The organism is Microbacterium sp. NPDC079176, assembly GCF_040686675.1.
Taxonomy (GTDB): Bacteria; Actinomycetota; Actinomycetes; order Actinomycetales; family Microbacteriaceae; genus Microbacterium.
In genome coordinates this window covers 24,827-49,729 of the sequence record NZ_JBFBLM010000002.1, presented here as the reverse complement: position 1 = coordinate 49,729, position 24,903 = coordinate 24,827, and the positions used below count along the sequence as shown (strand labels likewise).

Sequence of the window (24,903 nt, the reverse complement as noted above, 5' to 3'; positions counted from 1 at the left end):
GGCGGGCCTTTCTCAGTGTCCGGGGATCAGAACCAGGCGCTCTCTCTGACCTCGCGCATCGCACGCTTGCGGGTCTCGGCATCCAGCCTCGTGAGGTAGAGCTTCCCATCGAGGTGATCGGTCTCGTGCTGGAGCGCCTGCGCCAGCAGACCGCTTCCTTCGAGCACCACCGGCTCGCCGTCGAGGTCGATGCCCTCGACGCGGGCCCACGGGTGTCGCAGGGCGTCGTGCCACAGGCCGGGAACCGACAGGCAGCCCTCCCCCGTGGGCACCGGCTCACCCCGGACCTCGGTCAGGACGGGATTGAGCACGTAACCGATGTCACCGTCGATGTTGTAGCTGAAGGCGCGGAGCGCGACGCCGATCTGCGGAGCCGCGACACCGGCACGGCCAGGCAGCTCGACGGTGTCGATCAGATCGGCGACGAGCGCGCGCACCCCCTCGTCGATACGGTCGATCGGTGCGCAGACGGTGCGAAGCACGGGGTCTCCGAAGACCCGGATCTCACGGACCGCCATCAGGCGCCCTTCGCCCGCAGACCTTCGACGAGCAGCGCAGCCAGCTCCCGTGCCGCCACCCGTGTCTCAGGCTGGAGATTGGCGAAGACGATGGTCCCGCCCCCGGCGATCTGCGAGTCATACGGCATCCGCACCACATGCTTCGCCCTCGTGCCGAAATGCGCTTCGAGCTCGTTGAGGCGCACCAGCGGGGCGCCGGGCGTCGACTGGTTCAGCACCACGACCGCCTCGCGGGCCTGCTCGGCGTACCCGTTGCTCTCGAGCCACGTCAGGGTCTCCGACGCCAGCCGCGCCTCATCGACGCTCAGCCCCGACACGATCACGATCTGATCGGCCAGATCGAGCGTGGCCGACATGACCGAGTGCACGATGCCGGTTCCGGTGTCCGTGAGCACGAGCGAGTAGTAGTGCGCGGCGACGCCTGCCACGTCGCGATAGTCGCTGTCGCTGAACGCCTCGGCGATCCGAGGGTCCGAGTCGGACGCGAGCACGTCGAGGCGGGTGGCATCTCGCGCGACGATCGCAGAGATGTCGTGATACCCCCTGACCTCGTCATGGATGCGGACGAGGTCGCGCACCGACTTGTTGTGGTGCGGCCGCACCACGCGCTCGGCGAGGGTGCCGCGGTCGGGGTTGGCGTCGACCGCGATGACGCGATCGTCCCTGGCGTCGGCGAGGGCCATGCCCAGCAGAGCGGTGATCGTCGTCTTGCCGACTCCGCCCTTCCGCGACAGCACGGGGACGAACCGCGCTCCCCCGACGATCGGAGCGGCGATCCGCGCGCTCAGAGCCTTCCGCTCGCGGGCGCGGCGTCCGTCACCGATGTTGATCCGACGCCCCGAGATGGCGTAGAGGAAGTGACTCCACGCCCCTTCAGGTTCGGGCTTGGTGAGACGGTGCGGATCGAGCAGTCTGTCGGCGGTGAGGAGGTCGGCGCTCTCGCGAGAGGAGTCGCCGAGGTCGTCCAGACGCTTCGACGCGAGCTGCACGTCGGCACGGGTCGATCGAGTCGCGGGTGCCACGGCGTTCCTGGGCTTCTGTGCGTCCATTGCCGAAGTCTCCTTCTTGGCGAGAGATGATGCCGCCGATGCTCTCCTCGAGGTCGGCGCGGCGTCGAAGTCCGCCTTCGCCTTGGCGATGAACGCCGCGGCGGCAGCGGCCTCCTCCGCGGCGACGGCGTCAGCAGGCGCTGCAGCCGGCTTGGCGGACGGAACGGCGCCGGCATCCGTGGCTGATGCAGTCACCGGAGTGCTTTCACGCGTGCGCCGGGGCTCGGGCTGAGCGTCCTGTTCGGTCTCCGACTGCGATTCGGTCGCGGGAGCGACCGCGGGCTCGGGCTCGGGCTCGGGCTCGGGCTCGGGCTCGGGCTCGGGCTCGGGCTCGATTTCACGCTCGACCTCAGACTCAGACTCGACCTCAGATTCAGGCTCGGACTCGACCTCAGGCTCAGGCTCAGGCTCGGGCTCGGGCTCGGGCTCGACCTCAGGCTCAGGCTCGGGCTCGACCTCAGGCTCAACTTCGAGCTCAGGCTCAGGCTCAAGCTCGACTGCGGACTCAGGCTCGACCTCAGACTCAGGCTCTACCGCAGGCTCAGGCTCCGCCTGGGGCTCTGCTTCCGCCTCGACTTCGGGTCGCTGGATCTCTTTCTTCGCGGGCTCCGGCGGCAGCTCGATGATCATCGGCGCCGCACCGAGCGGTGCCGGTGCGATCTCCGCCGCAGCCTTCGCCGCGGCGACGGGCTCGTCGACGATCAGATCCGCGACGACCTCGCCCTCGATGACGCCGTCGTCTTCCAGGTCGTCGTCATCGTCCGTCGGCAACACCACGCTCACCTGCGCGGTGCCGAGGATCCCGATCGCCGAGGTGTCCAACGACGTCGCGTCGTCGAGGACCCCTCTGGACTCATCGTCCGGGTTGTCTGCCACGTTCTTCGGGGTCACTGTGTCACTCCAAGCTTGTGCGGGCCTCGGGTGCGTTGCGTCGAACGCGGCCTCGCCCGCACAAGATTAGTGCGCCGGGCGGATCACGACCAAAAGATCGCCGGCCTCGACCTGTTGCGTCGCACCGATCGCGAGGCGCTCGACCACACCGTCGACGGGGGCCGTGATGGCGGCCTCCATCTTCATCGCCTCGATGGATGCGACCGGTTCACCGGCGCGCACCGAGTCGCCGACCTCCGATTTGAGCGTCACGACGCCCGAGAACGGTGCGGCCACCTGACCGGGCACCGAGGTGTCGGCCTTCTCGATCTCGTGCACGTCCACTGCCACCGATCTGTCGCGCACGAACACCGGTCGCAGCTGACCGTTGAGCGTCGTCATGACGGTGCGCATGCCCTTGTCGTCCGCATCGCCGATGGCTTCGAGCCCCACGTACAGCTGGACGCCGCGATCGATCTCGACGACGTGCTCCTGCCCCTGGACGAGACCGTAGAGGTAGTCGGCCGTGTCGAGCACCGAGAGATCGCCGAACACGTCGCGTCGCTCGGTGAACTCGCGCATCGGCGCGGGGAACAGCAGCGTGTTCAGTCTCGCCCGACGGGTCGCACCGTCACCTGCGAGGGCCGCCTCATCGTCGGCCGAGATCTCCGTCATGCCTGTGCGCACCGACCGTCCCGCCAGAACCTTGGTGCGGAAGGGCTCGGGCCATCCGCCCGGGAGGTCGCCGAGTTCACCCGCCATGAACCCGACGACGGAGTCGGGCACGTCGTACTTCTCGGGATTCGCCTCGAAATCGGCGGGGTCCGCCTTCACCGCTGCCAGGTGCAGCGCGAGATCGCCGACCACCTTCGACGAGGGGGTCACCTTGGGAACCCGGCCGAGGATCCGATCGGCGGCGGCGTACATGTCCTCGATCAGCTCGAAGTCCTCTGCGAGGCCGAGCGCCTTCGCCTGCTGACGCAGGTTCGACAGCTGGCCGCCCGGGATCTCGTGGTGGTAGACCCGGCCTGTGGGGCCCGGAAGTCCGGATTCGAACGGCGCGTACATCCGGCGGACCGCCTCCCAGTACGGCTCGAGGTTCGAGACGCTGTCGAGAGAGATGCCGCTGTCCCGATCCGTGTGCGCGAGCGCGGCGACGAGAGATGAGAGCGAGGGCTGGCTGGTCGTGCCGGACAGCGGAGCGGATGCCGCGTCGACCGCATCCACACCCGCCGCGCTGGCGGCGAGCAGGGTGGCGAGCTGTCCGCCGGGGGTGTCGTGCGTGTGCAGATGCACGGGCAGATCGAAGCGCTCGCGCAGCGCGGTGACGAGTTTCGCCGCCGCCGCAGGACGCAGAAGGCCCGCCATGTCCTTGATCGCCAGGATGTGCGCGCCGGCCCCGACGATCTGCTCGGCGAGATTCAGGTAGTAGTCGAGGGTGTACAGGTCCTCGGCCGGGTTCAGCAAGTCGCCGGTGTAGCAGAGCGCCACCTCGGCTATGGCCGTACCCGTGTTCCGCACCGCGTCGATCGCTGGGCGCATCTGCTCGATGTCGTTGAGGGCATCGAAGATACGGAAGATGTCGACCCCGCTCGCCGCCGCCTCCTTCACGAACGCTTCGGTGACCGCCGTCGGGTAGGGCGTGTAGCCCACGGTGTTGCGTCCCCGGAGAAGCATCTGGATCGCGACGTTCGGAAGGGCGGCCCGCAGCTTGTCGAGACGCTCCCAGGGGTCTTCGCCCAGGAAGCGCAGAGCGACGTCGTAGGTGGCACCTCCCCAGGCCTCGACCGAGAACAGCTCCGGCGTCAGCCTGGCGATGTGCGGTGCGACCGCGACGAGATCCCTCGTGCGCACCCGGGTGGCCAGGAGCGACTGGTGCGCATCACGGAAGGTCGTGTCCGTGATGGCGAGGGCACTCTGCGCGCGGAGGCTCTTCGCGAAGCCCTCCGGTCCCAACTCGAGCAGGCGCTGCCGTGAACCGGATGCCGGGGTGGCGGACAGGTCCACGGCCGGAAGCTTGGCCCGCGGATCCAACGAGCCGGGGTGGATGCCGTGGGGCTTGTTGACCGTCACGTCCACCAGCCAGTTCAGGATCCGGGTACCGCGATCCTTCGACTCGCGTCCGCGCAGCAGGTCGGGACGCTCGTCGATGAAGGACGTGCTCACGTCGCCGGCGATGAACGCGTCATCCTCGAGCAGCGCCTGCAGGAACGGGATGTTCGTCGAGACGCCGCGGATGCGGAACTCCGCCAGCGCGCGCCGCGCGCGCGCCACCGCAGCAGGGTAGTCGCGACCACGGCAGGTCAGCTTCGCGAGCATCGAGTCGAAGTGCGGGCTGATCTGCGCGCCCTGATGGACGGTGCCGCCGTCGAGCCGGATCCCTGCGCCACCCGGTGAGCGGTATGTGGTGATCTTGCCGGTGTCCGGACGGAACCCCTGAGTGGGATCCTCCGTCGTGATGCGGCACTGCAGCGCAGCTCCCCGCACATGGAGATCCTTCTGCTCGAGGCCGAGCTCCGCGAGCGTCTGTCCGGCCGCGATGCGCATCTGGCTCTGCACGAGATCGACGTCGGTCACCTCCTCGGTGACCGTGTGCTCGACCTGGATGCGCGGATTCATCTCGATGAAGACGACCTCGCCGGTGCGCTCCCCCGCCGTCTCGAGCAGGAACTCGACCGTTCCCGCGTTCTCGTATCCGATGGAACGGGCGAACGCGACGGCGTAGCCGTGCAGCGCGGTGCGGATGCCGTCGTCGAGGTTCGGCGCCGGGGCGATCTCCACCACCTTCTGGTGACGGCGCTGCACGGAGCAGTCCCGCTCGAAGAGGTGCACGGTCTCGCCCGTCTTGTCGGCGAGGACCTGCACTTCGATGTGCCGAGGACGAAGGACCGCCTGCTCGAGGAACATCCTCGGATCGCCGAACGCGCTGGCGGCCTCGCGCATGGCCTCTGCGAGTGCCGGAGCGAGCTCACCTGCGGACTCGACGCGTCGCATGCCGCGTCCGCCACCGCCGGCGACGGCCTTCGCGAACAGCGGGAAGCCGATCTCGGCGGCCTGGGCGACGAGTGCATCGATGTCATCGGACGCCTCCGTCGAACGGAGCACCGGAACGCCGGCCTCGATGGCATGACGCTTGGCCTCGACCTTGTTGCCCGCCATCTCGAGGACCTTCGCAGGGGGCCCGATGAAGACGATGCCGTTGGCGGCGGCCTTCTCGGCCAGCTCCGGGTTCTCCGAGAGGAAGCCGTATCCGGGGTAGATCGCATCTGCCCCGGCATCCTTCGCGACGCGGATGATCTCATCGACGTCGAGGTAGGCGCGCACCGGATGACCGCGTTCGCCGATCTCGTAGGCCTCGTCGGCCTTGAGCCGATGGACCGAACCACGGTCCTCGTGCGGGAACACCGCCACAGTCCTGGCCCCGACTTCGAAAGCCGCACGGAAGGCACGGATCGCGATCTCGCCGCGGTTCGCCACAAGGATCTTCTGGAACATGCACACCTCTGGAAGCTCGATACGCATCGGGATACGGCGCGCATGGGGCGGGGCTGAGTGTGCACCCAGCCTAGGGGAAGGTAACGTGGTGTTCGTGCACGTACTCAGCGTCAGCTCTCTCAAGGGAGGCGTCGGCAAGACGACCGTGACACTCGGCCTGGCCTCAGCAGCCTTCGCCCGTGGTGTCCGAACGCTCGTCGTCGACCTCGACCCACAGTCCGATGTGTCCACCGGGATGGACATCCAGGTGGCAGGTCGGCTCAACATCGCCGATGTCCTGGCGAACCCGAAGGAGAAGGTCGTCCGTCAGGCGATCACCTCGAGCGGCTGGGCGAAGGTGCACCCCGGGACCATCGACGTGCTGATCGGCAGTCCGTCCGCGATCAACTTCGACGGCCCGCACCCGAGCGTGCGCGACGTCTGGAAGCTCGAAGAGGCGCTCGCTGCCGTCGAGGCCGATTACGACCTCGTCCTCATCGACTGCGCCCCGTCGCTGAACGCCCTCACCCGCACCGCGTGGGCAGCGAGCGATCGGGTGATGGTCGTCACAGAGCCCGGGCTCTTCTCCGTGGCTGCGGCCGACCGCGCGCTGCGCGCGATCGAAGAGATCCGTCGCGGCCTCTCCCCCCGACTCCAGCCTCTCGGCATCGTCGTGAACCGGGTGCGCCCCCAGTCGATCGAGCATCAGTTCCGCATCAAGGAGCTGCGCGACATGTTCGGTCCGCTCGTGCTCTCCCCCCAGCTTCCCGAGCGCACCTCGCTGCAGCAGGCTCAGGGAGCAGCCAAGCCGCTCCACATCTGGCCGGGCGACTCGGCCCAGGAGCTCGCTTCCGACTTCGATCAGCTGCTCGACCGGATCATCCGCACCGGCCGGATCCAGGTCGCCGACTCGGGCGTGCAGGCCTGACTCACCCCGGACAGCAGAACGGCCATCCTCTCGCGAGGGTGGCCGTTTCTTCGTGTCGCGCGACTCTGCTCGCGGGACTTCGGTGGCGAATGCTCAGGCGGAACGCTTCGAGCGCCGTGCCGACAGCTCGTCGACCGGGTCGGGCACTGTCGCATCGAACTCGACGAGCGTCGACTCGACCTCGCGGAGGACCTTGCCCACAGCGATGCCGAACACTCCCTGACCGCGACTGACCAGGTCGATGACCTCGTCGTTCGAGGTGCACAGGTAGACGGAGGCTCCGTCGCTCATCAGCGTCGTTCCTGCGAGATCGCGGATGCCGGCGCGGCGGAGTTCATCGACCGCCGTGCGGATCTGCTGCAGCGAGATGCCGGTGTCGAGAAGGCTCTTCACGAGCTTGAGCACGAGGATGTCGCGGAAGCCGTAGAGACGCTGCGACCCGGAACCGCTGGCGCCGCGCACCGTGGGCTCCACCAGCTCGGTGCGAGCCCAGTAGTCCAGTTGCCGGTAGGTGATGCCGGCCGCCCGCGCCGCTACCGCACCGCGGTAGCCGACCTCGTCGTCCATCGCCGGCAGACCGTCGGTGAAGAGGAGTTCCGGCACGAACCGCGGGTCGCCTGCACGCTCATCCGCATTCATTTGAAATCCTCCCTGGAGCTATTACCTCCACGCTAGAGCAGGCCTCCGGCACCGGCAATGACATCCGTGGGACACCGAAGGTGTGTCGCAATCAGTTCGTTACGAAAGCAACCTGGTGAGCGCGTCCTTGACGAAGAGCGAGCGCACCTCGTCGATCTTCGAGGCGAGGCTCGGTGCCATCTCACTCGCCTTCGCCCTCGACGCGGCGTCCGTACGACGCAGCAGAGACGACATCGCAGACTCGATCAGCGCGACCTCTCGCTCGGCACCCTGCCTCAGCGAGCGCAGGTGGCGGGGCTCGATGCCGTGGCGATCGAGGGCGACCAGGCCGCGAAGCAGCGTGACGGTCGACTCGGGGTAGCTCTCCTGCGCGACGATCACGCCGGTGCTGATCGCGTCGTTGAGAAGCTGGGGGCCCGCGCCTGCTGCCGACAGCAGCTCTCCTCGGCGGTAGCGCCGGGGAGTGGGCGCGATCGAGGGCGGCGGAGCCAGGGTCGCGGATTCACCGTTCGCCTCTGCCTCGTCGAGCTGCTCGCGGATGATGCTGAGCGGCAGGTAGTGGTCGCGCTGCAGCGTGAGACCGAGACGCAGTCGCTCGATGTCGGCCTGCGAGAACTTGCGGTAGCCGGACTCCGTGCGCGACGGGCTGACGATCCCCTGCACCTCGAGGAAACGGAGCTTGCTGGAGGTGAGCTCGGGAAACTCGGGCGTGAGCCGGGCCAGCACCTGCCCGATGCTCAGAAGGCCCGCGGACGCTGAGCGTTCGCGGGCGGGGGAAGCCGCCATCAGTCGATCGCCGCGACGCGATCGACGGGAGAGGCGAAGAAATTCAACCGGAACTTGCCGACGCGAAGCTCGGTGCCGTCGACCAGCGGACTGCGGTCGACGCGCTCACCGTTCACATACGTGCCGTTGAGCGAACGCTGGTCGATGATCTCGAACGTCGATCCGTTGCGAGTCACTTCCGCATGGCGGCGCGAGACGGTCACGTCGTCGAAGAAGATGTCGGCTTCGGGGTGGCGCCCCACGGTCGTCACATCGGTGTCGAGAAGGTAGCGGGCCCCCGCAAGAGCTCCGGAGCGCACGAGAAGCAGTGCGGAACCGGAGGGAAGGGCCGCGATGGCGCCCTGCTCCACGTCGGTGAGCTCCACGCCGAAAGGCACGAAGGAGAGGTCCGAGTCATGCCCGAACGTCTGCGTCACGTCGTGCCTCTGCTCGCCGGGACGGTGGATCGCGGCGTCTCCGCCCGATCGATTCTGGCTGTCTGTCACTATGCCCTCCTAGTCCTCCAGACTAACTGATCGGACGGCGCTCGCGGGAGCTCGCGTCACTATCAGGCACCGCATACCGACACTTCATAGGCTGATCACGTGAAAACCACAGCCCGTCGCCTCCCCGCAGCTCCGATCACCCTTGCGGCCGCCCTCCTGACCGCATTCCTCGTGCTGTTCGCACCTCTCTCCGCCTCGGCCCACGACAGCCTGCTCGCCTCCTCCCCCGAGGCCGACAGCACGGTCGACACGCTTCCCACCGAATTGACGCTCACCTTCAGCGCGAAGCTCATCGACGAGACCGGCGCGACCGAGGTCGTCGTGACGGATCCGTCCGGCAACTCGGTCACCGACGGAACCGCCACGGTCGAGGGGGCGATCGTCACTCAGCCGCTCGCCGCCGAGGCCCCAGCCGGCGGCTATCACGTGATCTGGAAGGTCGTGTCGAGCGACGGCCATCCGACCTCGGGAGAGTTCGACTTCACGGTCACGAACAGCACGGAGGCCGCGCCCACCTCGGAGCCGAGCTCCGAGCCCACTGCCAGCGCCACCGCAGCACCCGAGCCGGCTGCGACCGCGGGCCCCGGGACGGACGCCACCCCGGCCCCCGAGAGCGACGACTCAGCGGCGCCGATGACGACTATCTGGGTGCTCTCGATCGTCGGCGTCCTCGTGATCGTCGGCATCGTCGTCTGGCTCGTCGTCCGCGGTCGTCGCGACCCGGCATCCGCCGATTCCGACCTCTCCTCGGAGCGATAGGCTTAAGGCATGCCACATTACGATGTCGTCATCCTCGGTGCAGGTCCTGGCGGATACGTCGCTGCGGTTCGCAGCGCGCAGCTCGGTCTGTCCACCGCCATCATCGAAGAGAAGTACTGGGGCGGTGTGTGCCTCAACGTGGGCTGCATCCCCTCCAAGGCTCTTCTGAAGAACGCGGAGCTCGCGCACACGCTCAACCACAAGGCCGACTTCTTCGGCATCTCGGGTGAGTTCACGATCGACTACGGCAAGGCGTTCGACCGCAGCCGCGTCGTCGCCGACGGTCGCGTCAAGGGCATCCACTTCCTGATGAAGAAGAACAAGGTGACCGAGTACGACGGTCGCGGCACCTTCACGGGCCCGAAGGCGATCTCGGTCGCGAAGTCCGACGGCTCGACCGAAGAGGTCACCTTCGACAACGCGATCATCGCCACGGGCTCGAAGGTCCGACTTCTTCCGGGCGTCCAGCTCAGCGACAACGTCGTGACGTACGAAGAGCAGATCCTCTCGCGCGAGCTGCCGAAGTCCATCGTCATCGTGGGCGCCGGCGCCATCGGCATGGAGTTCGCGTATGTGATGACGAACTACGGCGTCAAGGTCACCATCATCGAGTTCCTCGACCGTGCCCTCCCCAACGAGGATGCCGACGTGTCGAAGGAGATCGCCAAGCAGTACAAGAACTACGGCGTCGACATCCTGACCTCCACCAAGGTCGAGTCCGTCGTGGACAACGGCTCGTCCGTCACCGTCTCCTACACCGGCAAGGACGGTCAGCAGAGTTCGATCGAGGCCGACAAGGTGCTCATGTCGGTCGGCTTCGCCCCCAACATCGAAGGCTTCGGTCTCGAGGCCACCGGCGTGAAGCTCACCGAGCGCGACGCGATCGACATCGACGACCACATGCGCACGAACGTCGAGGGCATCTACGCGATCGGCGACGTCACCGCCAAGCTGCAGCTGGCCCATGTGGCCGAGGCGCAGGGGGTCGTGGCCGCAGAGACCATCGGCGGCGCGGAGACGCAGACGCTGGGTGACTACCGCATGATGCCGCGCGCGACGTTCTGCTCGCCGCAGGTCGCCTCGTTCGGCCTCACCGAGCAGCAGGCGAAGGACGAGGGACGCGAGATCAAGGTCGCGACGTTCCCGTTCATGGCCAACGGCAAGGCGCACGGACTCGGCGAGCCCGTCGGATTCGTCAAGCTGATCGCCGATGCCGAGCACCTCGAGCTCATCGGCGCCCACATGATCGGCCCCGACGTGTCGGAACTCCTGCCCGAGCTGACGCTGGCCCAGAAGTGGGACCTCACGGCCCTCGAGCTGGCTCGCAACGTGCACACGCACCCGACGCTCTCGGAGGCGCTGCAGGAGGGCTTCCACGGCCTCGCAGGTCACATGATCAACTTCTGATCACCGCGATCGACTCGAAGGCCCGGCACGCTCACGCGTGGCCGGGCCTTCGCGCGTCATGAGACCGCGTCGGCTCGCCTGCGCAGCTCCAGCCGCGAGGGGAGTCCGAAGTGCACGGTCCACCCGGACGGCACGAGCGCGGCGAGTTCTCCCCTCGTGTACGAGCGACGGATGCTGATGAGGCCGTCCTCTCGGATGAACGAGCCCCGGAACAGCGTGCCCGCGAGGATCCACGTCGCGACGTCGTACAGCACGTAGGCGAGTCGATTGCGGGCGATGTCGCGGTGCACCACGACACCGCCGCTGCCGACGAGCGCCTCGGAGTCCCGCAGCAGGCCGTCGAGCTCCGCCCCGGTGAGGTGGTGCAGCACGTGATTCGAGAAGACCACGTCGAACTGCTCGCCCTCCGCCACGAGGTCTGACGAGAAGGCGCAGCGATATGCGATGCCGGCTCCTCCATCGTGCTCCGCCGCCCAGCGGATCGCCCGCTCGTCGGCGTCCAGCGCCGTGATCTCCACCTCGAGACCCGCTCGCCGCGCTCGCGCCGCGATCATCCGGCATACGTCTCCGCCACCCGCGCCGATGTCGAGGATGCGGATCGGGCCACGGCGGGCGCGCGGCAGGATGTCCTGGCGATAGAGCAGTCGGGGTCGGGAGACGAGCGCGTTCACGAGACGGAAGCGCCGGTAGGTGCGCTCCAGCATCCCGATGTCCGCATGCGGGTCGTCCATGAGCTCGCGCGCCTCGGTGGCGCGTGTCGAGAGGTCGTGTCTCACGAGATGCCGGTGGTGACCGTCATCAGTGCGCTCTCGGCGGTCAGCCCAGGGCCGAAGGCCATCGCGGCGACGCGCGACCCGTCCCCCGCGCCGTCGTCGAGGATCCGCTTGATGACGAAGAGCACAGTGGCGCTCGACATGTTGCCGTTCTCGCGCAGCGTCTCCCGGGCCGGGAAGAGCTGATCGTCGCTGAGATTCAGTCGCTCCTGCACGCGGTCGAGGATGCTGCGTCCACCGGGGTGGATGGCCCAGTGCTCCACCCGCTCCCCCACACGCCCCTCGTCGAACGCGGCTGCGAGCTCGCCCTCGCGCGCGTACAGCGGACGGATCGCACCGATGATGGTCTCCCCGATGATCTGCGGCACCTTCGTCGACAGGATCATCTCGAAGCCGTGGTCGCCGATGGTCCAGGCCATGTCCTTCTCGCCCTCCGCGGCTATCGCCGTGTGGAAGCCGTCGAGACGCACCGCAGGAACAGGAGTGGCGAGGTCGCGTGCGGTGACGATGCCGGCGGCCGCCCCGTCGGCGAAGAGCGAGTTGGCGACGATGAGATCCGGGTCCTCCGACGAGCGAAGGTGCACGGTGCACAGCTCGACGCTGACCACGAGCACCACGGCCGTGGGGTCGGCTGCGCAGAACTGGCTCGCCGCACGGAGCGCCGGCAGCGAGGCGTAGCAGCCCATGAATCCGAGGTGATAGCGCTGCACGCTGTCGGACAGCCCCAGTCCGCGCACGATCTCGTACTCGGGGCCCGGCGCGTGGAAGCCCGTGCAGGATGCGGTGATGACGTGCGTGACGTCTGCGGCGACGATGTCGGGGTCTGCGTCCAAGGCGCTGCGCGCCACCTCCACGAAGAGACGCGACGCCTCGCGCGTATAGAGGTCGTTGCGGGCTGCGGTGCCCGGCGACTGCAGGCGGCCCGTCTCACGGTCGAAGAACATCTTGTCGTCCGTGCCGGCCGCGGGCGAGAGTTCTCGGATGACGGTGTGGCGGGTGTCGATGCCCGAGCCGTTGAACGACGCCCCGATGATCCGCTGGGCGAGGCGTCCGACATCGGGCTGCGAGGCGAAGATGTCGCGCACCTCGTGCTGCTCGATGACGGTGTCGGGAACGATCGTCCGCAATGAGCGGAGCACGGCAGCGCGGGTCATGTCTGTCACTCAAGCATGACCGCGCGCCAGCACGGAAGGGGCTTGCATCGGGCGTCAGAAACCCAGAGCACGCGCGAGCTTCGAGCCGGATGACGCGTCGCGACCCCCGGCATCGGAGACGACCCGCTCCACGGCGTCGAAGAGGGCTGCTCGCCCCGCCGCATCGGCAGGCGCGGCGGGGCCGAGCTCGAACTCCCACTCCCGCCATTCCCGCTGCACGTCGTGTCGGAGATCGGTCGCGCGAACGCGGTCATCGACGAACTCGGCGACGACTCCGGCCGTCCCGGTGAGCAGGTACGCCGTGCGGGTGTTCTCGATCCGCGCGAGGGGTGTGAGCGGCGCCGTCGCCCATCGCGAGATGGTCTCGGTCACGGCATCCGGGATGCTGTCGTCTTCGCCCAGGGGCCAGCCGATCTCGAGGCGACCGTCACCTTCTCGCGGTCCCTTGATGTGCCATCCGGCATCGGGGCCGCCGGTGCGGCGACGAAGGGCTACCCCTGCACGGGAGAGCCGTGCATCGACGGTGTCGAAGTAGCGAGCGTCGAGCTCGCGCACCTCTCCGGACGACACGGCATCCACTCCGGGGATCCCCACCCACACCGGAAGGGGCGTGGAGTCATCGACGTCGTACTTGCGCTCGACCTCGACGACCCTGGAGGGCTCGGAGCCAGACGGCGACTCGCTGGGGTGCTCAGTCATCCGACGGGCTGATGTCCTCGAGGGATTCGTCGTACCAGTAGTCGATCTCGGTGGGACCGTCGGTGTCGCCGGTGTTCTGCGCGTCACCGCGCCGGTTGTACACCACCTGGGTCTCGCTGTAGGGGACGATCAGCTTGTCGTCCGCGTCGCCGAGAGGAATGATCTGCCCGTCGAGCGGGCCGCCGTGAAGTCGTGCGAGTGCCATGTCCTCACCCTATCGCCGACGGCACCCTGCACGGCGCCTCACTCCATCAGGATGCCGAGGAGCGCGCCGATGATCATCCACGGTCCGAAGGCGATCCGCGTGGAGCCGTCCGCCCTGCGGAGCATCATCAGCGAGAGGGAGAACACGGCGCCGAGCACGAAGGCGGATGCTGCTCCCACGGCGAGCGCCTGCCAGCTGTGCCATCCGAGGACCAGACCGATGACGGCGGCGAGCTTGACATCGCCTCCGCCCATGCCGTCCCGGCTGAGCAGACGGAGCGCCGCGTAGAAGCCGCCGAGGATCAGCAACCCGGATACGGCCCTGACCAATGGGGCGCTCTGGCCGACCGTGATGGCGTCGACGACTCCGAGCACGATGAGCGCCGCGAGGGTGGGGAGCACGATCCGGTTCGGCAGCCGATGCGTGCGGATGTCGACGGCGACGAGTCGGCAGGCGATCGCGAACAGGGCCAGATGAACGGTCACGACGGCCACAGTACGGAGATCCATGCCCGCAGGTTAGGAGAACTCGGACGGCGGCGATGACCGCGTGTGGATAACGTCACGCCGCGATGTCGGAGGTTCGAACTATCGTCATCTACTCCAGTTGCTTTATTAGTACATATCTTCGAGGATGGATTCATGGGGATCGGGCTCGATGCGGTGACCGCGCTCTCTCCGGCTGGCGACTCCCGCGCCGGAGAGGTTCTTCGGCTGCGCCGGGAGATCAGCCGCATGCAGCGCAGACGCAGCGAGCACCCGCTTCTCCCTCTCGATCCGGCCTTCTCCTCGCTGCTCCCCGAAGAGGGGCTGCAGACGGGGGCGACGTACACCGTCTCTCCCTCCCCCAGTCTCGTCCTCGCACTGCTCGCCGCGGCCTCGGGCAAGGGCCACTGGTGCGCGGTCGTGGGCATGCCCACACTGGGTGTCGAAGCCGCAGCGGCGTTCGGAATCGCGCTTCCTCGCCTGATCCTCGTCCCCGAACCAGGAGACCGCTGGCTCGCCGTGGCCTCTGCACTCGCCGAGGTGGTTCCGCTGATCGCCGTGCAGCCCGGAGGCAGGGCCCGCGATGCGGATGTGTCCCGACTGAGCGCACGGCTGCGCGACCGCGGGAGCACCCTGCTCGTCACCGAGTCCGCGGAGTCCGGCGCCTGGCCGCAGAGCGAGGGGTCCATCCGGCTGCACGACCAGCACTGGCTCGGCATCGGCGAGGGGTGGGGGCTCATCGAAGGCTCCACGGCGACGGTGTCGGCGCGGACGAGGCACAGTCCGCTGACGTCGAGCGTGCGCGTGCGTCTTCCCGGCTCCCACGGCGCAGTGGAAGAGCTGCCGGCGGAGCACGTCGCCACCGAGACCATGGCCGAGATCACAGGGCTGACCGGCCTGCGCGGCGGCGAGGCCGCTCCGCTCGAGTACCCGCGTCTGGCGGTGGCCGGATGACCGCCGCTCCACTCCGTGTCCTCGTCCTGTGGCTTCCCGATTGGCCGCTGAGAGCAGCTCTCGGCGGGCCACCGCCTCATCCGCCGACCGCTCTGGTGCATGCGAACACCGTCGTGGCGTGCACCGCATCGGCGAGGGAGCACGGCGTGCGCGCCGGCCAACGTCGCCGCGTCGCTCAGGGCCATATCTCGTCACTGCGCGTGATGCCCCACGACCCCGCCCGCGATGAGAGAGCGTTCCTCCCCGTGCTGCAACTCATCGAGAAGCACGCGCCCGGTGCGGCACTGCTGCGTCCAGGGCTGGCGGCGGTGCGGGCACGGGGCATCGCGCGCTATCACGACGGCGAGGCCGAGGCGGGGCGTGCCCTGATCGACATCCTCACCGACGCCGGGTTCCCCGAGGTGCGCGTGGGCATCGCCGACGGTCCCTTCACCGCCGAGCTCGCCGCGCGAGGGAGCGCACCGTGCACCGTCGTACCTGCAGGACTCGCGAAGGACTTCCTCGCCCCACTCCCGGTGAACGTTCTGAGAGACGAGCAGCTCACCGGTCTGCTCGTCCGGCTCGGTGTGCGCACGCTCGGCGACTTCGCGGCCCTCGACGAGATCGAGGTGCGCGATCGCTTCGGCGAGCGCGGCGCGCGTCTGCACGCCCTCGCCGCCGGCGCCGATTCCCGCGCGGTGGTGGCACGACCTCCTGACCCCGAGCTCGTTCGCTCCATCGAGTTCGACTCGCCACTCGCCGGAGCCGATCAGGTGGCCTTCGCCGTGCGGCAGACGGCCGATGCGGTCATGCTCGCCCTCGGTGAGGCCTCGGTGGTGTGCACCGAGGTCCGCATCGACCTCACCGACGACGACGGCAAGGTGTTCTCGCGCCCCTGGCTGCATCCCACCTGCTTCGATGCCGCTGATCTCGTCGACCGGGTGCGCTGGCAGCTCGAAGCACTGGGAGCCGAATCCGCGAAGGAGCCGGTCGATGAGGCTCGTGCCTTCGGCGGAATCTCTCTGGTGCGGATCGTCCCCGTGGCGGTCGACGATGCCGCCCATCACCAGCCCGGCCTCTTCGGGTCCGGCACTGATGAACGCCTGCATCACGCCATCTCGCGCGTGCAGACGATGCTCGGCCACGAGGGCGTCGTCACCGCTGCCCTCTCCGGCGGGCGCTGGCTCGCCGATCGTCAGGTGCTCACTCCGTGGGGCGAACGCTCCGTCGCCCCCAGAGACCCAGCGCAGCCCTGGCCGGGGAGCCTTCCCGACCCTCTCCCCGCCGAGGTGTTCCGCCCTCCTCGCCCCATCGGAGTGCTCTCCCCTGACGGCGAGACCGTCCTCGTCGACGAACGGGGTGCGCTCTCGGCGGCGCCCGCTCGCATCGACGGCGACGACGTTCAGGCGTGGGCCGGTCCGTGGCCGATCCATGAACGCCGATGGGAGGACTCCGGCGGCAAGAGAGGGCACCGCCTGCAGATCGTCGACGATCATGATCGGGCCTGGCTCGTCTTCTGCACCGGAGGCCGGTGGTGGGCTGAGGGGAGGTACCGCTGATGGGCTGGCACAACCCTCCCCTGTCCTGGAACGAGCTGGAGCGCACTCTCAGCGGCGAGGAATCGCCCTACCCGACGGGAGGCATCCCGCCCGGCAGCCGACCCGACCCCGGCCCCGTCAGCACCAAGCGCACACGGAACCCACCGACGTCCGTCAGCAGGCCAGAGGACGCCGTCCCGTACGCCGAGCTGCATGCGCATTCGTCCTATTCCTTCCTCGACGGCGCCTCCTCACCGGAGGACCTGCTCGCCGAGGCCGAGCGTCTCGGACTCACTGCACTGGCGCTCACCGACCACGACGGCTTCTACGGTGCTGCCCGCTTCGCCGAGGTCGCAGAGCTGATGGATGTGAGCGTCCAGACCGTGTTCGGCGCAGAGCTCTCGCTCGGCCTCGACGCACCGCAGCGGGGCGCCCCCGATCCCGTCGGCGACCATCTGCTGGTGCTCGCCGACGGGCTGGAGGGCTACCACCGTCTCTCCGGCGCGATGACGGCCGCCCACCTGCGCGGTGGCGAGAAGGGCCGCCCCGTCTACGACCTCGAGGAGCTGGCAGCCGCCTCAGACGGGCACTGGACGATCCTCACCGGATGCCGGAAGGGCGGGGTCCGCCGTGGCCTAGAGGCGGGAGATGCTCAGACGCCGCTGCGCCGACTGGTGGATCTGTTCGGCCAGGATCACGTCGCCGTCGAGCTCTTTGACCACGGCGACCCGCTGGACACACGACGCAACGACGCTCTCGCCGATCTCGCCAGACGGATGCGACTGCCGGTGGTGGCGACGAACAACGTGCACTATGCAGCGCCCGAGCGTGCATCACTGGCCGAAGCGGTCGCCGCCGTGCGCGCCGTGCGCAGCATGGACGAGCTCGACGGGTGGCTTCCGACTCACGGAGGAGCGCATCTGCGCAGCGGCGCGGAGATGGCAGCGCGCTTCCGGCGCCACCCCGGTGCGATCTCCTACGGCCTCGAACTCGCCGCAGCGTCGGCCTTCTCCCTCCGCCGTGCACGACCTGCCCTCCCGAAGCAGGAGGTCCCTGACGGACACACGCCGATGAGCTGGCTGCGCCACCTGGTGTGGGAGGCCGTGCCGACGAAGTATCCGCGCCTGGATGCCGACGGCCGTCGCAGGATCGGACGCGAGCTCGATGTGATCGAGGAGAAGGACTTCCCCGGCTACTTCCTCATCGTGCACGGCATCGTCGCCGAAGCGCGCCGTCGCGGCATCCTGTGCCAGGGGCGCGGCTCGGCCGCGGCGAGCGCCGTCTGCTATCTGCTCGGCATCACCGCCGTCGACCCGATCCTCTACCGTCTGCCCTTCGAGCGCTTCCTCGCGACGACCCGACAGGAAGAACCGGACATCGATGTCGATTTCGACTCCGATCGCCGCGAGGAGATCATCCAGTGGGTGTACCGCGAGTACGGACGCGAACGTGCGGCACAGGTGGCGAACGTCATCCAGTACCGTCCGAAGAACGCGGTGCGCGACATGGCGAGAGCTCTCGGCTACTCTCCGGGACAGCAGGATGCCTGGTCCCGGCAGGTCGATGGGTGGAGCGCCGGACTCGAGGTGGCCGACGAGCACGACATCCCGGCGAACGTGCTCGACTACGCGGGCGAACTGCTGAAGGCTCCCCGGCATCTCGGCATCCACTCCGGCGGCATGGTGCTCACCGCGCGTCCTGTCGGCGAGGTCGTTCCCGTCGAGCATGCACGCATGGAGAACCGCACGGTGATCCAGTGGGACAAAGACGACGCGGCCTGGATGGGGCTGGTGAAGTTCGATCTCCTCGGGCTCGGGATGCTGGCTGCGCTCCAGCACTGCTTCGACCTGATCCACGACGCCACGGGTGAGCGGTGGACGCTCGAGACCCTTCCGAAAGAAGAGCCGGCCGTCTTCGACATGCTCTGCCGCGCCGACTCGATCGGGGTGTTCCAGGTCGAATCCCGTGCGCAGATCGGCCTTCTCCCCCGCCTGCAGCCTCGGGCCTTCTACGACCTCGCCATCCAGATCGCGCTGATCCGCCCCGGGCCCATCCAGGGCGGGGCCGTGCATCCCTTCGTCCGCCGCAAGATGGCGAAGGATGCGCTCGACGAGGAGAATCTCGCCAGAGCCGCCCGTGGCGAAGAGCCCGTGGTGCTCGAGATCCCGTATCCGCACGATGACCTCAAGCCGATCCTCGAGCGGACACTGGGCATCCCAATCTTCCAGGAGCAGCTGATCCAGATGGCGACGGCCATCGGCGACTGCACCGCCGACGAGGCCGATCTGCTCAGACGCGCGATGGGGTCCAAGCGCGGGCTCGAGAAGATCGACAAGGTGCGAGACAAGCTCTACGCGGGGATGACCAGACGCGGACTCTCCGCCGAGCAGTCGGATCGCATCTACGCGCAGATCCAGGCCTTCGCGAACTTCGGATTCGCAGAGTCCCACTCGTTGTCCTTCGCGCTCCTGGTCTATGCGAGCTCCTGGCTCAAGCTGCACTATCCCGCGGCGTTCCTCGCGGGGCTCCTCCGGTCGCAGCCGATGGGCTTCTACTCCGCGTCGACACTCACCGCGGATGCACGACGACACGGGGTCGAGGTGCGTCGACCCGATCTGCACGCCTCGGGGGCCACCGAGACTCTCGAACCCCTCGAGGGCTCACCGCTGCGGATGCCGACGGGGCGGGACACCTGCAGCGACCCTCTGCAGCCCCGGGTGCCGCGCTTCGATCGCTCCTCTCCGGACGAATCGGCGGCACACCGTCGAGATGGCGCCTATGCGGTGCGCATGGGTCTCAGCGGTGTGCGCGGCATCGGCACTCAACTGGCGGAGAAGATCGTCGCCGAGCGCGAGGCAGCCGGACCTTTCCGCGATCTGAACGATCTGGTGAGGCGCACGGATGCCACCGCTGCGCAGCTGGAGTCCCTGGCGACCGCCGGCGCGTTCGAGTGCCTCGGCCTCCAGCGCAGAGAGGCGATCTGGCTGTCCGGGGCAGCCGCTGAAGACCGATCCCGGTTCCTTCCCGGCACGACGATCGCCGTGCAACCGCCGCTGTTCAGCGATCAGTCCAGCTATGAGCGGCTCTCCGCAGATCTCTGGGCGACCGGCGTCTCGACCGACGACCATCCGATGGCGCATTTCCGCGGGCTCCTGCGCGAACGGGGCGTGCTCACCTCAGCAGATCTGCAGAGCAACGAGACGGGGCGACGCATCGAGGTCGCCGGTCTTGTGACCCACCGTCAACGTCCGGCGACCGCAGCCGGTGTCACCTTCCTCAACCTCGAGGATGAGACCGGTCTCGTCAACGTCATCTGCTCGACTGGGGTGTGGGGTCGTTACCACCGGGTGGCGCGCGATTCTCCTGCGCTGATCATCCGCGGCATCCTCGAGCGTTCAGCGGAGGGCGTCGTGAACGTCCTCGCCGACGCGTTCGAAGATCTCCGAACGGGGGTGACGCATCGTTCGAGGGACTTCCGGTGACCGGCTCACCAGAAGCGTTCGGGCTCGGGCTCGGGGACGCGGTCTCCGCCGCCCCAGCGATCGGCTTCAGCCTTCGCGGCGTCGACCGCCGCATCCGCCCCGTTCAGAGCAGCCCTGGCGCTCGTCGCCCCTGATCCGTCGCGATCGGCGTCGACGGTGAGAGTCGTCTGCGAGGAGTGGCCGCCGATGGTCACGGTACAGTCGACGACACGGCCGAGCCACCGGAGGAACTCACCCCGCGGCTCTTCGACGCGGCGATACCGGATGCCCGTGTCGAGGTCTCTGACCGACAGGATCAGCGACTCTCCGGTCAGCTCGTCGATGCGCTCCGTCACCTCGACGCGGTGCCCGTGGGCGATGGCGAGGTGCGCGTTCAGCACGAGCTTTCTGTCCATGAACCCACTCTATGAGTGCACGTTCTCGCGGCAAGCCCCAGTCTTGGAAGAAACATTCGTAGATTTCTTTGTCCCCCAAATGGCGGACAGAGCTATTAAGCGATATTCTGCAAGGAGTAGCGGGGGCTACCGGCTGAACATCTGGGGATATCAGTCGAGAGAGCAGCGAAAATCTTCGCCGCCTCCCCTACCGTCCGGGAAGGACGGTGAGCCCTCTCGAGTGATCCAAATGGGGTTGGACGACTCGAGAGGGCAACCAGTCCTCGCACCACGCGCGATCCTCGTCTTCACGTACAGCCGAGCGAGAGAGCACGTCGCGACCAACGTGGCCCACGGGCGTCAACCCCGCTCCCCATCTACGGCATCGCACCTATCGTCGCCTCACGCCGCCCGAATCACGGCGGCAGCGGAGGAGGATTAGTCGATGACCGCCGCACGCGCTGCGCAGGTGAGGATAGGCGTGTCGGGCTGGCGGTACGCCAGCTGGCGCGGTGACTTCTATCCCCGGGGTCTGCCTCAACGCCGGGAGCTCGATCACATCGGACAGCACTTCCCCACCGTCGAGCTCAACGGATCGTTCTACTCGCTGCAACGCCCGGATAGCTACCGTCGCTGGCGCAGCGAGGTGCCTGACGACTTCAGCTTCGCCATCAAGGGATCCCGCTATGTGACGCACATGCTGCGGCTCCGCGACACGGAACAGGCACTCGCCAACTTCTTCGCCTCCGGCATCCTCGCCCTCGGAACCCAACTCGGACCGATCCTCTGGCAGCTGCCGGAGCGTGAGAAGTTCGACGCCGGGGTCCTGGAACGATTCCTCGATTCACTCCCCCGCACGACGGGCGATGCTCAGAAGCTGGCGATGACGCACGACTCGCGTCTCGACGGACGAGCCTGGACGGAGCTCGAGAGCGACCAGCCGATCCGTTACGCGATCGAGCCGAGGTCGCAGACATTCGACGATCCTGAGGCACTGCGCATCCTCAGTCACCACGGCGCTTCGCTCGTCATCGCCGACACCGCCGGCAGATGGCCGCGTTTCGACGCCCTGACGAGCGAGGTCGTCTATGTCCGGCTTCATGGCGCACAGATGCTCTATCACAGCGCCTACACCGCCGCCGAGCTCGACGAATGGGCCGAGCTGCTCTGCGCCTGGTCGGACGGCACGGGCGCCGGCGACGGCCGACCGCGCGACGTGTACGTCTACTTCGACAACGACGCGCGCGGGCACGCACCGCACGATGCGGCAGCGCTCCAGGCGCTCGTCGCCGCACGCACCGGATCCTGAGCAGTCACCGCCGCTCCACCGGCTCCCGGGTCATCGGGTGAGGCGAGCACGGAGCGAATCGACCAGCAAACCGACGCCGAGTTCGAAGGTCCGATCCGCGCGGGCTGTCCCGCGCTCCGCGCCCTCCATCACGCGCCCGAGCGTCCGCGTCCCCTCCCCGGGCTCCCAGACCTCGTCCGGCGATGCCAGATCGAGGCCGAAGCCGATCGCGAATGCGTCGATGATCGCGATCACCGTGAGCACCTCGTCCTCGGGGAAACCGCCGTCGACGAGAGCGGTCGCCAGGTCGTCGTAGGCGGCGATGACCGCCGGATGAGTGATCGTCTTGCCGATCAGCAGCGGTACGAGCTGCGGGTGATCGGCATACATCTGGCGCTGCTGTCTGAGCAGATCGACCAGGAAGTCGTCCCACTGCTTCTCCTCGGGCCTCACTCGGTAGTCCTCGACCAGACGGCCGCGCATCAGCTCGATGATGCCGTCCATGCCGTCGACATGGTTGTACAGCGAAGAGGGCCGGACACCGAGCCTGCGCGCGATCGCGTTCACCCCGAACGGCTCTCCGGCCCTCGACAGCGCGCCTGGTTGCCCGCGGCGCCTGCGCTCGACCCACAGGCCGGCGCCGCGGTCGCCGAGGCGATGCCGATCGATGTGCCGCCGACGGGCACGGTGCGGCTCTCCCCCGCGCGCTCGCGTACCGTCACCATCGCCGGTTTCGGCCTTCTCGTCGTGTTCGCTCTGTGGGCGGCGAGTGAGGACTCGCTCTGGGCCATGGCAGGCATCATGGGTGCTGAGCAGACCGGGCTGACCCCTGAAGGCCTGGGCCTCGCGCTCAGCGGCGCGACGGCGGGCGGCTTGATCGGTTCTGTGCTGCTCATGGTCGTCGGGTCCCGACTCGGGCGAGCAGTGCCGCTCGCCGTGCTGCTGGTGGCCGGAGGCGTCCTGAAGATCGTCGAGGGGTTCACCTCAGATCCGACCGCGTTCATCATCGTGTTCATCGCGTGGAACACCGTCTACGCGATCGCCTTCATGTACTTCGTCTCGACCTCGGCCGCCCTCGATGCCGACGGCCGCTGGTCGGGCCCCCTCCTGGCCGTCTACCTCGTCGGCTCGGCACTCACACCGGTGATCGGTGCGGCATTGGTCGGCGTGCTCGGCTTCGAGGGATTCGCCGTCGCACTGGGCATCGCCAGCTTCGTTCTCGCCGTGCCCGCAAGCGCGATCGCCCTGCTCTCGACACGCCTCGAGCGTGCCGCCGCCCACGAGGAGACGCTCCGATGACCCGCACCCTGTATCGCAACGCCCGGTTCTTCACGGCCGACGACACCGCCTGGGCCGACGCGGTCGTCGTCGACGGCGCGGAGTTCGTCTTCGTGGGGACCGACTCCGACGCCCCTTCCTCGGACTCGGTGGTCGATCTCGAGGGACGGGTCGTCCTTCCCGGCTTCATCGACGCGCACACGCACCTGCTCATGATGGGCGAGGCGCTCGGTCAGATCGGTCTCACCGATGCCGGGTCGCTCGACGAGATCCAGCGCAGAGTGACAGCGGCACGCGAGACCTCTGCCGGCGTCGTCCGCGGACGCGGATGGCTCTTCGATGCGATCCCCGGCGGCGCGCCGACGGCGGCGATGATCGACGCCGTCGTCGCTGACGTCCCCGTCTACCTCGATGCGAACGACTACCACTCGTGCTGGGTGAACTCCGCGGCGCTCGGCGAGCTCGGCATCACCCGCGACACCCCTGACCCGATCGGCGGTCGGATCGAGAGGGATGCCGACGGCGAGCCGACCGGGATGCTCTACGAGACGGCCGCGCAGCAGTTCGCGTGGGCGCACCGCGATGCCACCACCACCGACGAGCAGCGGGATGCGGCGGTGCAGCGCGTCGTCGAGGCGTACCTCGCGGCCGGTGTGACCGGCGCCGTCGACATGGCGTTCGACGCGCTCGCGCTCGAAGCGCTCGAGCGCGCGGAGCGACGTGGCGCGCTGCCGTTGCGGATCGCCGCGCACTGGTTCGTCGCCAACACGGGTGACGATGCCCAGAACCTGGCTCAGGTCGCCGAGGCGGCCGAGCGTGCCGTCGCCGACTCCGGCACCGTTCGCGTGATCGGGATCAAGCTCGTGCTCGACGGCACGATCGACGCGTGCACGGCGGCGATGCGCGCACCATATGCGGATGGCTCCCACGCCGCGCCGATCTGGCCCGCTGATCGGCTGCTCCCTGTGGTGGCGGCCGCGGATGCCGCCGGACTGCAGGTCGCGCTGCATGCCATCGGCGACGAGGCGAGCACCCTCGCGCTGGATGCCATCGAGCACGCCATCACCGTCAATGGCGATCGCCCCCGTCGCCACCGGATCGAGCATCTCGAGTACGCGGCACCCGGCACGGCCGAGCGCATGGCACGGCTCGGCGTGACGGCCTCCATGCAGCCGGTGCACGCCGACCCCGCCATCTTCGCCAACTGGGCAGCACAGCTGGGCGACGATCGTGCGGATCGGGCCTTCGCGTGGCCCGAGTATGAGGATGCCGGTGCACTGCTCGCCTTCTCGACCGACGCCCCCACCGCACCGCACGCGGCGCTCGCGAACATGTACGTCGCCACAACGCGGGCGTCCGCTCTCGACTCGGATGTGCCGGCGGTGCATCCGCAGTTCGCTCTTCCCCTCGAACGCGCGGTCGTGCATGCGACTCGTGACGCTGCGCTCTCGATCGGCGATGGCGACTGGCGGGGCCGGATCGCGGTGGGCCAGGTCGCAGACTTCGCTGTGCTCGACGTCGATCCGTTCTCGGAGGGCAACGCGTCGCTGCTCACAGCGCGAGTCCTGCGGACCGTGATCGCCGGGAAGACCGCGCACGAAGGCTGAGGGGCGCTGTCCGCCGCATCCCCTCGCGGCTCACTCGAGCGATATACCGGTGAGTTCTTATAATTCTGGTGAACTCTGGCGGGCAGAGGGCGCCCGTCGACCAGGCGGTGGTGTCTTCCCGCCCGGGCGCGGAGCGCTCCCTCTGTCAGCCGATGGTGACAACGACTGATTG

The 24,903-nt window shown here is 68.3% G+C and carries 22 protein-coding genes; 9 read left to right on the top strand and 13 right to left on the bottom strand.

The window, feature by feature from the left end; all coding sequences use genetic code 11:
* Positions 1–26: 26 nt before the first annotated feature.
* The 3 genes from def to AB0P11_RS04235 form a co-directional block, all read right to left on the bottom strand.
* Positions 27–518 carry a peptide deformylase gene (gene def / locus AB0P11_RS04245; protein WP_072591465.1) on the bottom strand — a complete coding sequence of 164 codons (492 nt, stop codon included), beginning with the start codon at positions 516–518 and terminating at the stop codon, positions 27–29.
* Positions 518–2,458, bottom strand: a complete 1,941-nt coding sequence (locus AB0P11_RS04240; RefSeq protein WP_363520033.1) for a MinD/ParA family protein — start codon at positions 2,456–2,458, stop codon at positions 518–520. The genes def and AB0P11_RS04240 overlap by 1 nt, the downstream gene beginning before the upstream one ends.
* Positions 2,459–2,524: 66 nt before the next feature.
* A complete protein-coding gene (locus tag AB0P11_RS04235) occupies positions 2,525–5,932 on the bottom strand; it encodes a pyruvate carboxylase (RefSeq protein WP_230100709.1) in 3,408 nt (1,135 codons plus the stop codon).
* 94 nt (positions 5,933–6,026) lie between these two features.
* Between AB0P11_RS04235 and AB0P11_RS04230 the strand changes: the two genes are divergently transcribed.
* Positions 6,027–6,839 carry a ParA family protein gene (locus AB0P11_RS04230; protein WP_053099164.1) on the top strand — a complete coding sequence of 271 codons (813 nt, stop codon included), beginning with the start codon at positions 6,027–6,029 and terminating at the stop codon, positions 6,837–6,839.
* Positions 6,840–6,932: 93 nt separating this feature from the next.
* On the opposite strand, the gene AB0P11_RS04225 is transcribed toward AB0P11_RS04230, so the two are convergent.
* The 3 genes from AB0P11_RS04225 to AB0P11_RS04215 all read right to left on the bottom strand — a co-directional run bounded on the left by AB0P11_RS04225 (position 6,933) and on the right by AB0P11_RS04215 (position 8,749).
* Positions 6,933–7,478: a MerR family transcriptional regulator gene (locus tag AB0P11_RS04225; RefSeq protein ID WP_053096796.1), complete on the bottom strand. Its 546-nt coding sequence runs from the start codon at positions 7,476–7,478 to the stop codon at positions 6,933–6,935.
* 99 nt (positions 7,479–7,577) lie between these two features.
* Positions 7,578–8,264 (bottom strand): MerR family transcriptional regulator, encoded by a 687-nt coding sequence (locus AB0P11_RS04220; protein WP_056278971.1) that lies wholly within the window; start codon positions 8,262–8,264, stop codon positions 7,578–7,580.
* Positions 8,264–8,749, bottom strand: a complete 486-nt coding sequence (locus AB0P11_RS04215) for an FHA domain-containing protein (protein ID WP_150115087.1) — start codon at positions 8,747–8,749, stop codon at positions 8,264–8,266. The genes AB0P11_RS04220 and AB0P11_RS04215 overlap by 1 nt, the downstream gene beginning before the upstream one ends.
* A 99-nt stretch (positions 8,750–8,848) precedes the next feature.
* Here AB0P11_RS04215 and AB0P11_RS04210 point away from each other — a divergent pair, with 99 nt between their 5' ends.
* Both AB0P11_RS04210 and lpdA read left to right on the top strand, forming a co-directional pair.
* Positions 8,849–9,508: a copper resistance CopC family protein gene (locus AB0P11_RS04210; RefSeq protein ID WP_363520027.1), complete on the top strand. Its 660-nt coding sequence runs from the start codon at positions 8,849–8,851 to the stop codon at positions 9,506–9,508.
* A gap of 9 nt (positions 9,509–9,517) precedes the next feature.
* Positions 9,518–10,915, top strand: coding sequence for a dihydrolipoyl dehydrogenase (gene lpdA / locus AB0P11_RS04205; protein WP_363520024.1), 1,398 nt, complete (start codon positions 9,518–9,520; stop codon positions 10,913–10,915).
* A 56-nt stretch (positions 10,916–10,971) separates the two neighbouring features.
* Here lpdA and AB0P11_RS04200 read toward each other — a convergent pair whose 3' ends face one another.
* From AB0P11_RS04200 to AB0P11_RS04180, 5 genes are read right to left on the bottom strand one after another with little or no spacing between them, the layout of a single operon-like run.
* Positions 10,972–11,691, bottom strand: a complete 720-nt coding sequence (locus AB0P11_RS04200) for a methyltransferase domain-containing protein (protein ID WP_363520021.1) — start codon at positions 11,689–11,691, stop codon at positions 10,972–10,974.
* Positions 11,688–12,842, bottom strand: a complete 1,155-nt coding sequence (locus AB0P11_RS04195) for a type III polyketide synthase (RefSeq protein WP_230100706.1) — start codon at positions 12,840–12,842, stop codon at positions 11,688–11,690. Before AB0P11_RS04195 ends, AB0P11_RS04200 begins: the two co-directional genes overlap by 4 nt.
* A gap of 54 nt (positions 12,843–12,896) precedes the next feature.
* On the bottom strand, positions 12,897–13,541 hold the full coding sequence (locus AB0P11_RS04190; protein WP_056278975.1) for a CYTH domain-containing protein: 645 nt from the start codon (positions 13,539–13,541) through the stop codon (positions 12,897–12,899).
* Positions 13,534–13,746: a hypothetical protein gene (locus tag AB0P11_RS04185; protein WP_042538484.1), complete on the bottom strand. Its 213-nt coding sequence runs from the start codon at positions 13,744–13,746 to the stop codon at positions 13,534–13,536. The genes AB0P11_RS04190 and AB0P11_RS04185 overlap by 8 nt, the downstream gene beginning before the upstream one ends.
* A gap of 38 nt (positions 13,747–13,784) precedes the next feature.
* Complete coding sequence (locus AB0P11_RS04180) at positions 13,785–14,255, bottom strand: A24 family peptidase (protein WP_056278976.1); 471 nt, start codon at positions 14,253–14,255, stop codon at positions 13,785–13,787.
* A 132-nt stretch (positions 14,256–14,387) separates the two neighbouring features.
* Between AB0P11_RS04180 and AB0P11_RS04175 the strand changes: the two genes are divergently transcribed.
* Genes AB0P11_RS04175 through AB0P11_RS04165 form a run of 3 tightly spaced genes read left to right on the top strand, consistent with a single transcriptional unit; the run spans position 14,388 to position 20,184 of the window.
* On the top strand, positions 14,388–15,185 hold the full coding sequence (locus AB0P11_RS04175) for a hypothetical protein (protein WP_056278977.1): 798 nt from the start codon (positions 14,388–14,390) through the stop codon (positions 15,183–15,185).
* Positions 15,182–16,723, top strand: a complete 1,542-nt coding sequence (locus AB0P11_RS04170) for a DNA polymerase Y family protein (protein WP_056278978.1) — start codon at positions 15,182–15,184, stop codon at positions 16,721–16,723. Before AB0P11_RS04175 ends, AB0P11_RS04170 begins: the two co-directional genes overlap by 4 nt.
* Entirely contained in the window at positions 16,723–20,184 is a 3,462-nt protein-coding gene (locus AB0P11_RS04165; protein WP_363520015.1) for an error-prone DNA polymerase, read from the top strand. Before AB0P11_RS04170 ends, AB0P11_RS04165 begins: the two co-directional genes overlap by 1 nt.
* A 5-nt stretch (positions 20,185–20,189) precedes the next feature.
* Here AB0P11_RS04165 and AB0P11_RS04160 read toward each other — a convergent pair whose 3' ends face one another.
* A complete protein-coding gene (locus AB0P11_RS04160; RefSeq protein WP_053096818.1) occupies positions 20,190–20,579 on the bottom strand; it encodes a hypothetical protein in 390 nt (129 codons plus the stop codon).
* 424 nt (positions 20,580–21,003) lie between these two features.
* On the opposite strand from AB0P11_RS04160, the gene AB0P11_RS04155 reads away from it, so the two are divergent.
* The gene (locus AB0P11_RS04155; RefSeq protein WP_363520012.1) at positions 21,004–21,867 is read left to right on the top strand and encodes a DUF72 domain-containing protein; all 864 of its coding nucleotides are present in this window, start codon (positions 21,004–21,006) and stop codon (positions 21,865–21,867) included.
* A gap of 30 nt (positions 21,868–21,897) precedes the next feature.
* Here the strand turns inward: AB0P11_RS04155 and AB0P11_RS04150 are convergent, their stop codons facing one another.
* Entirely contained in the window at positions 21,898–22,413 is a 516-nt protein-coding gene (locus AB0P11_RS04150; protein WP_363520009.1) for a TetR/AcrR family transcriptional regulator C-terminal domain-containing protein, read from the bottom strand.
* 36 nt (positions 22,414–22,449) lie between these two features.
* Between AB0P11_RS04150 and AB0P11_RS04145 the strand changes: the two genes are divergently transcribed.
* Entirely contained in the window at positions 22,450–23,145 is a 696-nt protein-coding gene (locus AB0P11_RS04145) for a hypothetical protein (protein ID WP_363520006.1), read from the top strand.
* Entirely contained in the window at positions 23,142–24,731 is a 1,590-nt protein-coding gene (locus AB0P11_RS04140) for an amidohydrolase (protein ID WP_363520003.1), read from the top strand. Before AB0P11_RS04145 ends, AB0P11_RS04140 begins: the two co-directional genes overlap by 4 nt.
* The last annotated feature ends 172 nt before the right edge of the window (positions 24,732–24,903 follow it).